The 8,053-nt window shown below is 47.5% G+C and carries 11 protein-coding genes, 1 tRNA gene and 1 other annotated feature; of the genes, 3 read left to right on the top strand and 9 right to left on the bottom strand.

Annotated elements, in window-relative coordinates; genetic code table 11:
* A partial coding sequence (gene crtD, locus QUA38_RS18565; protein WP_333164271.1) for a C-3',4' desaturase CrtD occupies positions 1-1,311 on the top strand: 1,311 nt, incomplete at its 5' end.
* Positions 1,312-1,472: 161 nt separating this feature from the next.
* Here the strand turns inward: crtD and rplL are convergent.
* The 6 genes from rplL to secE form a co-directional block, all read right to left on the bottom strand.
* Positions 1,473-1,865 carry a 50S ribosomal protein L7/L12 gene (rplL, locus tag QUA38_RS18560; protein WP_333164269.1) on the bottom strand — a complete coding sequence of 131 codons (393 nt, stop codon included), beginning with the start codon at positions 1,863-1,865 and terminating at the stop codon, positions 1,473-1,475.
* A 138-nt stretch (positions 1,866-2,003) separates the two neighbouring features.
* Positions 2,004-2,600, bottom strand: coding sequence for a 50S ribosomal protein L10 (rplJ, locus tag QUA38_RS18555; protein ID WP_333164268.1), 597 nt, complete (start codon positions 2,598-2,600; stop codon positions 2,004-2,006).
* 63 nt (positions 2,601-2,663) lie between these two features.
* Positions 2,664-2,802 (bottom strand) — a sequence feature (ribosomal protein L10 leader region).
* 109 nt (positions 2,803-2,911) lie between these two features.
* Complete coding sequence (gene rplA, locus QUA38_RS18550) at positions 2,912-3,625, bottom strand: 50S ribosomal protein L1 (RefSeq protein ID WP_190663916.1); 714 nt, start codon at positions 3,623-3,625, stop codon at positions 2,912-2,914.
* 219 nt (positions 3,626-3,844) lie between these two features.
* A complete protein-coding gene (rplK, locus tag QUA38_RS18545; RefSeq protein WP_006635588.1) occupies positions 3,845-4,270 on the bottom strand; it encodes a 50S ribosomal protein L11 in 426 nt (141 codons plus the stop codon).
* Between the two features lie 3 nt (positions 4,271-4,273).
* Complete coding sequence (gene nusG / locus QUA38_RS18540) at positions 4,274-4,912, bottom strand: transcription termination/antitermination protein NusG (protein ID WP_333164265.1); 639 nt, start codon at positions 4,910-4,912, stop codon at positions 4,274-4,276.
* Entirely contained in the window at positions 4,909-5,142 is a 234-nt protein-coding gene (secE, locus tag QUA38_RS18535; RefSeq protein WP_332980948.1) for a preprotein translocase subunit SecE, read from the bottom strand. The genes nusG and secE overlap by 4 nt, the downstream gene beginning before the upstream one ends.
* 71 nt (positions 5,143-5,213) lie before the next feature.
* On the opposite strand from secE, the gene QUA38_RS18530 reads away from it, so the two are divergent.
* Positions 5,214-5,408: a hypothetical protein gene (locus QUA38_RS18530; protein ID WP_333164263.1), complete on the top strand. Its 195-nt coding sequence runs from the start codon at positions 5,214-5,216 to the stop codon at positions 5,406-5,408.
* Positions 5,409-5,466: 58 nt separating this feature from the next.
* Here QUA38_RS18530 and QUA38_RS18525 read toward each other — a convergent pair.
* A tRNA-Trp gene (locus QUA38_RS18525) sits at positions 5,467-5,539 on the bottom strand.
* A 134-nt stretch (positions 5,540-5,673) separates the two neighbouring features.
* Positions 5,674-6,057, bottom strand: coding sequence for a 50S ribosomal protein L19 (rplS, locus tag QUA38_RS18520; RefSeq protein ID WP_172186532.1), 384 nt, complete (start codon positions 6,055-6,057; stop codon positions 5,674-5,676).
* A gap of 40 nt (positions 6,058-6,097) precedes the next feature.
* Between rplS and QUA38_RS18515 the strand changes: the two genes are divergently transcribed.
* A complete protein-coding gene (locus QUA38_RS18515) occupies positions 6,098-7,570 on the top strand; it encodes an inorganic phosphate transporter (protein WP_445305071.1) in 1,473 nt (490 codons plus the stop codon).
* A 248-nt stretch (positions 7,571-7,818) separates the two neighbouring features.
* Here the strand turns inward: QUA38_RS18515 and QUA38_RS18510 are convergent.
* Positions 7,819-8,053, bottom strand: a 235-nt coding sequence (locus tag QUA38_RS18510; protein ID WP_333164258.1) for a hypothetical protein, incomplete at its 5' end; no start/stop codon positions are given.

Here is an 8,053-nt window from a genome sequence, read left to right as displayed (position 1 = left end):
TTGCCGGGAGAAACCGCACCGATTAGCGTGTGGCGAGATCCGCAAAAGTGGCAGGAAGAAAGGCAGCGGCAGTTTCCCGGAAGCGAACCTTTTTGGCAATTATTGTCTGCATTGTTCAAAGCTAGCTGGAACTTTCAAGGGCGCGATCCAGTTTTACCGCCCAGAAACTTCTGGGATTTCTGGCAATTAATTCAAGCAGTTCGCCCCGATACTCTAATTACTTTGCCTTTCACTTTTATGACAGTGGGAGATGCTTTGCGGCTTTGTGGGTTGGGCGACAATTTGCGCTTGAAAACTTTTCTGGATTTGCAGTTAAAATTGTATTCTCAAGTGGATACCGAAGAAACGGCGCTACTTTACGCGGCGACGGCTTTAGGAGTTTCGCAAGAGCCGCAGGGATTGTATCATCTACAAGGAAGTATGCAGGTATTGAGCGATCGACTGGTAGAGGCGATCGAACGAGAGGGTGGCAAAGTCCTGTTGCGCCACACAGTTGAAAGTATTGTCACAGCAAATGGTACAGCCACCGGTACAGTGATTCGCAATCAAAAAACAGGCGAAGTTTGGAGAGAAACAGCCGATCGCATTGTTGCCAACGTGACAGCGCAAAATTTAGTAAAATTGTTGTCAAGCGAGCCGATTGTCGGAAATTCAACAGATAATTTAACAGAGAATTTATCGGTTAAATCAGAGACTTCAGAGACAACAAACCAACTTCCAAATCAAATGGCAGGCTACAAATATCGAGTCGATAAACTGCCGCCTGCATCCGGTGCATTTGTCATATATTTGGGAGTCCATGAAAGCGCAATTCCAGAAAATTGTCCGCCGCACCTTCAGTTTCTCTACGATTACGACGGCGAGATTGGGGAGAATAATTCATTATTTGTTTCTGTCAGCCATCCGGGTGATGGCCGAGCACCGAAGGGAATGGCGACAATTATCGCTTCCTCATTTACTGATACTCGAATGTGGTGGAATTCGGTTGATTATGAAGGATTAAAGCAAAAATATACCGCAGGGGCGATCGCCCGTTTGAGCGAATATTTCAATTTGACGCCAGAGTCGATCATACACCAAGAAGCCGCCACACCCCGCACCTTTGCCCGCTACACAGCTAGAGATCAAGGAGTTGTCGGCGGCATCGGCCAGCGAATACCAACCTTCGGCCCCTTCGGATTTGCAAACCGCACACCAATTAAAAACTTATGTTTAGTAGGCGACTCCACCCATCCCGGAGAAGGAACTGCGGGTGTGTCCTATTCTGCTTTAACAGTCGTGCGGCAGATAGAAGCCGCCTCTAAAATCTAAGAGGACACCGCACTCCCGCCGTTTCTCTACGCCAAAAATAATTAATCGCGCGAGAGATGTAACTATCGCGCGATTAATTTTAGGGAATAGTTAACGGTTAACAGTTAACTGTTAACCATCATTCCGGTGTCACCGGAATTGATATCAACTACATTCTCTGATTACTTGATAGAAATCTTTGCGCCCACAGCTTCAAGCTGTTTCTTCATTTCTTCAGCAGCTTCCTTAGCAATAGCTTCCTTAACTGCTTTCGGTGCGGCTTCTACCAAATCTTTTGCTTCCTTCAGGCCCAGACCGGTAATTGCGCGGACTTCCTTCAGAATTGCTATTTTCTTGTCAGCAGGAACTTCTTCGAGCATGACAGTAAACTCAGTTTGCTCTTCTACGGGTTCAGGACCAGCACCACCACCCGTACCAGGCATCATCATCATGCCGCCTACAGGAGCAGCAGCGCTGACGCCGAAAGCTTCTTCAATTTGCTTGACCAATTCAGAAGCTTCGAGCAAAGTCAGAGACTTAAGTTTTTCCAAGATTTCATCAGTTGCAGTAGACATTCGTTAAACTCCTAGTTCAATTGTAGGTTTGGGATTTCGGATTTGAGATTTGCTCATTCATCATTAGTTTTTCGTCTCCAGTCTTCTATATATTGCTAAATATTAATGACTGAGGACTAATGACTAATTACTAATGACTTACACAGATGCGCTTTCTGCTTCTGCTTCTGGTTGCGCTTCTGGTTGTGCTTCTGCTGTTACTTCTGCTGAATCGCCGTCTTTTTCAGCATAAGCTTTAAGACCGCGAGCGATCGAAGTAGGAACTTGATTGATACCCACAGCCAACTTGGTTGCGACACCGTTGATAGCGCCAGCAATTTGAGCCATGAGTTGTTCTTTCGACGGCAGATCGGCTAATGCTTTAACATCAGCTTCTTTCAGTACCCGTCCTTCCATCACGCCGCCGCGAAGTTCAGTCTTCTTAGAGACTTTTTGGAATTCTTGGTAAGCTTTAATCGCGCCGCCAATATCTTCTTGCACGAACAGAAACGCCGACGTACCTGTCAGCAATTCTTGTATCGGCTGCCAGGTTTCGTTGCCTTCAACAGCAATTCGCATCAGCGTGTTTTTTGCCACTTGGCAACTGCTGCCTTTCGGACGCAAACGCCGACGCAAATCTGTTATTTCAGCAACAGTTAAGCCCGTGTAGTCAATCACGATCGCCAGTTGAGATTCGCTCAAGGTTTGCTTGAGGTCTGCAATAATCTCATTTTTTACTGCTAAACTTTTGCCCATACTTATTTCACCTCCTTTTAGGATCGAAAACTGCCCGTCAAAAACCCCGACCTTCGAGCCGGGGCAGAGAATTAAAAATTAACAAGTCAGAATTAAAAATAGAAAATTTCTAATCTTTGAATCTTGAGTTTTTATTTCTTCAGCCTCGGCAGGAAATTAAGCGGTCGGCACCTGCGGTCTTCAGCTTATTGATTTTTGATTAGGCTATCACCAGAAGGCAGACATTAGCAGGGGTCTGGCGTAAGTCTTGTGAGAGATTTACACAGACAGCCGAAGCTGTCTTTTACCTTCTGCCTTCTGCTTAATTCTTTCTACGCAGCATCAAGTTTGGTATCGCGCAGAGCACTGATATCGACTTCGATCGACGGGCCCATTGTTGCGGATACGTACAAACTACGCCAGTAGCGACCTTTAGCACCAGAAGGACGGTTGCGGTCAACAGTTTCTTGCAAAGCATGAAGGTTGACGAGCAAATCTTCCGCTGAGAAAGCTGCCTTGCCAAACATAACATGAACGATGCCAGTTCGATCGGCACGGAATTCTAGTTTACCACCTTTAAACTCGTTGATCGCCTGAGCAATGTCAGTCGTCACCGTGCCACCTTTCGGAGAAGGCATCAAACCGCGCGGGCCCAACAACCGGCCCAATTTTGCCACCAACGGCATCACGTCTGGGGTAGCAATCAGGCAATCGAAGTCCATCATGCCCTTCTGAATTTCATCGATCAACTCTTCAGAACCAGCAATATCCGCGCCGGCATTTAGAGCTTCTTTAACTTTTTCGCCCTTAGCAATCACCGCAATTCTGACTACTTGACCAGTTCCTTTTGGTAGCGATACAGTTGTCCGCAACTGTTGGTCAGTATATTTCGGGTCAATTCCCAAACGGATGTGAGCTTCAGCCGCTTCGCCAAACTTAGCGGTTGCTGTTTCTTTCAAAAGTTGCAGAGCTTCCAGCGGTAGATAAGGTCTGTCTTCAACTTTCTTTTGAAGTTCTTGCAGTCTTCGCGATACTTTCTTTGCCATTGTTATCTCCTGGGGTCAGTCGATTTTAGATTTTAGATTTTAGATTTTAGATTGAACCTATCGGGCAATCTTAAAATCTATCAGTTTTCGGTTACTAGCGAAGCTTTGCTTCTCCCCCTGAACCGACTTAGGATTTGCGATTTGAGCTTGAAGATTTTAGCTTCAAAATCCTGAATTACTGACAACTGCCAACTGTCAACTGACAACTGACAACTGACTTTAATCCGCGATCGCCACGCCCATATTTTTAGCCGTTCCTGCCACAATTTTCATAGCAGCCTCAACATCATTAGCATTGAGGTCAGGCATTTTGGTTTCAGCGATTTCTCGTAACTGAGCCTGTGTAATCGTCCCTACTTGCTTGCGATTAGGTTCTCCCGAACCTTTAGCAATGCCAGCGGCTTTTTGAATCAAAACCGACGCCGGCGGGGTTTTGAGAATAAACGTAAAACTGCGGTCTTCAAAAACCGAAATTTCTACCGGAACCACCAGACCCGCTTGGTCTGCTGTTCTAGCATTGTACTCCTTGCAAAACATCATAATATTGACGCCGTGCTGACCCAGGGCTGGGCCGATCGGAGGAGCTGGGTTGGCTTTTCCCGCCGTAATCGCCAACTTAATTACTGCAACAACTTTCTTTGCCATTAGTTAGTTCTGTTTCTGAACCTGATTGAACTCCAATTCTACAGGCGTATCGCGCCCAAAAATCGAGAGTAAAACTTTGAGCTTGTTTCGTTCCGGGCTAACTTCAATCACATCACCTTCAAAATCCTTAAACGGCCCGGAAAGTACCACAACGTGGTCTCCAGCAGACATCGATACTTTGACAACTGGTTCTGATTCCTGAGCGTTTCTGAAGATCCGTTCTACTTCCGAATGACTCAGAGGTAGCGGTTTGACGTGACCCCTGCCGCGCCCGTAGCGGCGTTTCTGCTCTGCCCCGACAAAATTAATTACATTCGGGGTATTCTTGATCACCTGCCACGTATCCTCGTCCATAAACATACGGATGAGTACGTAGCCGGGAAAGATTTTTTCATCTGACTGCCGCCTGGAACCGTCTTTGCCGACTTTGACTGCCGGAGTTTGCGGAATTTCGACTTGAACGATGCGATCGGCAACATCCAAAGTTTGAATCCGCTGCTGCAAGTTTGCCTTCACGCGCTTTTCGCAGCCAGAGGCAACTTGAACAGCATACCAGCGAGCATCAATCTCCGGCACCTCTGGCGATGCTGCCTGTCCCGTCGCTTCTGTGGAATACTCAGATTCTTCTGATGCAAAAGTCATGGCCCAAACACCTTTCCCGCGCCCCAGTTAAAGAAATTATCCACAAAATAGATCAGGCTTGCTGAGAGGATTACCATCAAAAGCACGGCCAAAGACTCGCTGATTAGCTGCTGCCGGCTCGGCCAAACCACTTTGTCGAGTTCTTCTCTAGTTTCCTTAAAAAAACCCGCAGGGTTAAACCCCGGCGCCGTTATTTCTTGAGTTTCTTGAGCTTCGTCTTTTTTCGCCACGATTGAATCCCCCTTGCGATTTTAGATTTTAGATTTTAGATGGTGTGAGTGGCCCGCGGCTCTCAGATTTTTTGACACTAACCACTTACGCTCAAGTCCAAAATCTCAAATCCAAAGCCATCACTTTTTTACAAGCCCAACCCTTCAACGATGTAAATGCCGATCGCCGAAACCGACGATCGAAAAGCCACACCGAGCATTTGTTGATGGCATTTTTTGCGAACCGCCCACAAAAACTAATTCTACCCGAAAGTTTGCGGTTTTGACTGTTGCCAGCCAATAGTCCGGGCGCTTTCGGGCAGAATTTAAAGTTTGGTGATTCAGCGCGCCCTGGAGGACTTGAACCCCCGACATCAGGTTTTGGAGACCTGCGTTCTACCAACTGAACTAAGAGCGCACAGGTGAGGTTGCTGAAATTCGCTTAACCTCTAGATTTCTATTTTAACACAGTGCGCTCGTAAATGGAAAACTTTTTTTTGATTTTTTTCAATTTCCCATGAATCATGAACCAAGGGAAAGCTGGGTGCATTCCTACAGGGAGCGATCGAACCGCTGTTTGACGCGAGTAGCTTTGCCCACCCGATCGCGCAGGTAGTACAGTTTTGCTCTGCGGACTTTCCCGCGGCGCATCACTTGGATCGTGGCGATGCGGGGCGAGTGAATCAAAAACACCCGTTCCACTCCGACGCCCTGAAACACGCGGCGGACGGTGATTGTTTCATTAATCCCGCCGTTGCGCATGGCAATCACAGTCCCTTCGTAGGGCTGAACCCGTTCTTTGTTACCCTCTTTAATTTTCACGCCGACTCGCACTGTGTCGCCCACGTAAATTTCGGGGAGTTGTTTATTAAGTTCTTGCTTGACTCTATTTATTTCTTCCGTTTCGATAGAACGGATTATTTCTGCGCCTTTCATGGGATTTACCAAAACTCACAATCCCTTATCATATATCGAAATGCCCGTTTTATGTCAAAAAATTTCTATGTTAGATAGCTCTGGGGTCGTATTTCTGCAACTGGGGGCAATGGCTGCACTGGCCTTGTACGTCGCCGCCAATTTGGGGGCAAACGATGTCGCTAACTCGATGGGGACATCCGTAGGCTCGAAGGCGCTAACGCTGCGGCAGGCAATAATTGTTGCAGGCATACTGGAATTTTCCGGCGCAGTGCTGTTCGGCCAAGGAGTTTCCGAAACTCTGGCAACAGGAGTTGTGAATGCAGATGTGTTCTCTACTCAGCCGCAAGTATTTTTAATCGGGATGGTGTCAGTGCTGATAGCTTGCGGGATCTGGCTGCAAATCGCTACCAGTCGAGGTTTGCCGGTTTCTTCATCCCATGCAGTGGTGGGCGCGATCGCGGGTTTTAGCTGTGTTGCAGCCGGAATTAATGCGGTTAATTGGGGAACCATCGGCACGATCTCCCTAACTTGGGTGGCGACACCGATCGCCAGCGGTGCTTTAGCCGCGCTATTTTACAGTGTCGTAAAGTATTCGATTCTCGATCGGCCAGATCCTCTATCTCAAATGCGCGAGTGGATACCTTGGCTGAGTGCAGCAATGCTGAGCGTATTTGGGATAATTGTACTGCCGTCTGTTGTCGATGTGGCTTTGGTGCAGACAGGGGCGATCGCCCTAGCGCACGATCGATTTGGCTGGAATCTTCCAACTCACGATATTGTCATTGGCATCGGGAGTATTGGGGCGATCGTCCTCACACTCAATAGCTGGAAAAAATTAGAATCAGTTGAGAAGGAAGAAGGAAGAAGGAAGAAGGAAGAAGGAAGTTCGGCAACGGATTCTGTAACGGATGTCAGGAAGAAGGAAGAAGGAAGAAGTACAAACACAAACTATCCCACTCTCCCACTCTCCCCCTCTCCCACTCTCCCCCCCTCCGAAACTCCGAAACTCCGCCATTCTCTCATCGAGCAACAAATGGCGAGATTTCAAGTCTTAAGCGCCTGTTTTGTAGCATTTTCCCACGGTTCCAACGACGTAGGAAATGCAGTTGCTCCCCTAGCTGCGATCGCCTACATCCGGCGCACAGGTTCCTTTCCCTCAGAGGATTTCAGCGTACCACTGTGGATTTTAGTCGTCGGAGGCGCAGGAATAGTCATCGGTTTAGCCATCTGGGGTAAAAATGTAATTGCCACAGTTGGCGAAAAGATCATCGAACTCCAACCAAGCGGCGGATTTTGCGCGGAATTAGCCACAGCCACCACAGTCTTGCTAGCATCCCGCTTCGGTTTGCCAGTTTCCACATCCCACGCTTTAGTCGGTGCAGTCGTCGGAGTCGGGCTGATCAAAGCTTGGAAAACAGTACGCTTGGAAACTTTGCTGTCAATTGGTTCGGCTTGGCTGGTGACAATTCCGATCGCAGCAGGTTTGGGTGCTATCATCTTCAGCATCGCGCAATCCATTGGGCAATTTTAGATTTTAGATTGAGGCATTTCAGAACAGTCATCACTCAACGATCGCGGATGGAGGGTGCAACCGGAATCGATCTAACTCATCTGCGTTAATCTGTGTTTATCTGCCCTCATCTGCGGTTAAAAAAAGACAATGTATTAATCGCAGATGACAATGGATTGACGCTGATTCACGCAGATGAAGATCGGATTCAGGACTAATAGCGCTTTCGCACATCAAACCCGGTTGCGGCACACCAGCACGCGGGCAACTCAATGACTTAATTCCTTCTCCAAGCAATGCTTTAGCTGTTGAGCCAGCACCTCGACACAGGGCTTTCTCAACATAGTAAGATGATTCCCAGGAACTCTAATCACCTCTACTTTTTGGGCCGTTAATTCACTCCAGCCAAGAGTCGGATCTTGATGATTCATGCTTAGCTTTTCCCTCGATCTAAACAGAGTAATTCGCTGCGGATAAATTTTCGGTCGATAGCTGAGAGTTGCT

Source organism: Microcoleus sp. Pol12B4 (genome assembly GCF_036701385.1).
Taxonomy (GTDB): domain Bacteria; phylum Cyanobacteriota; class Cyanobacteriia; order Cyanobacteriales; family Microcoleaceae; genus Microcoleus.
The sequence above is the reverse complement of the archived record's forward strand: the minus strand, read 5'-3'. Positions and strand labels throughout refer to the sequence as shown.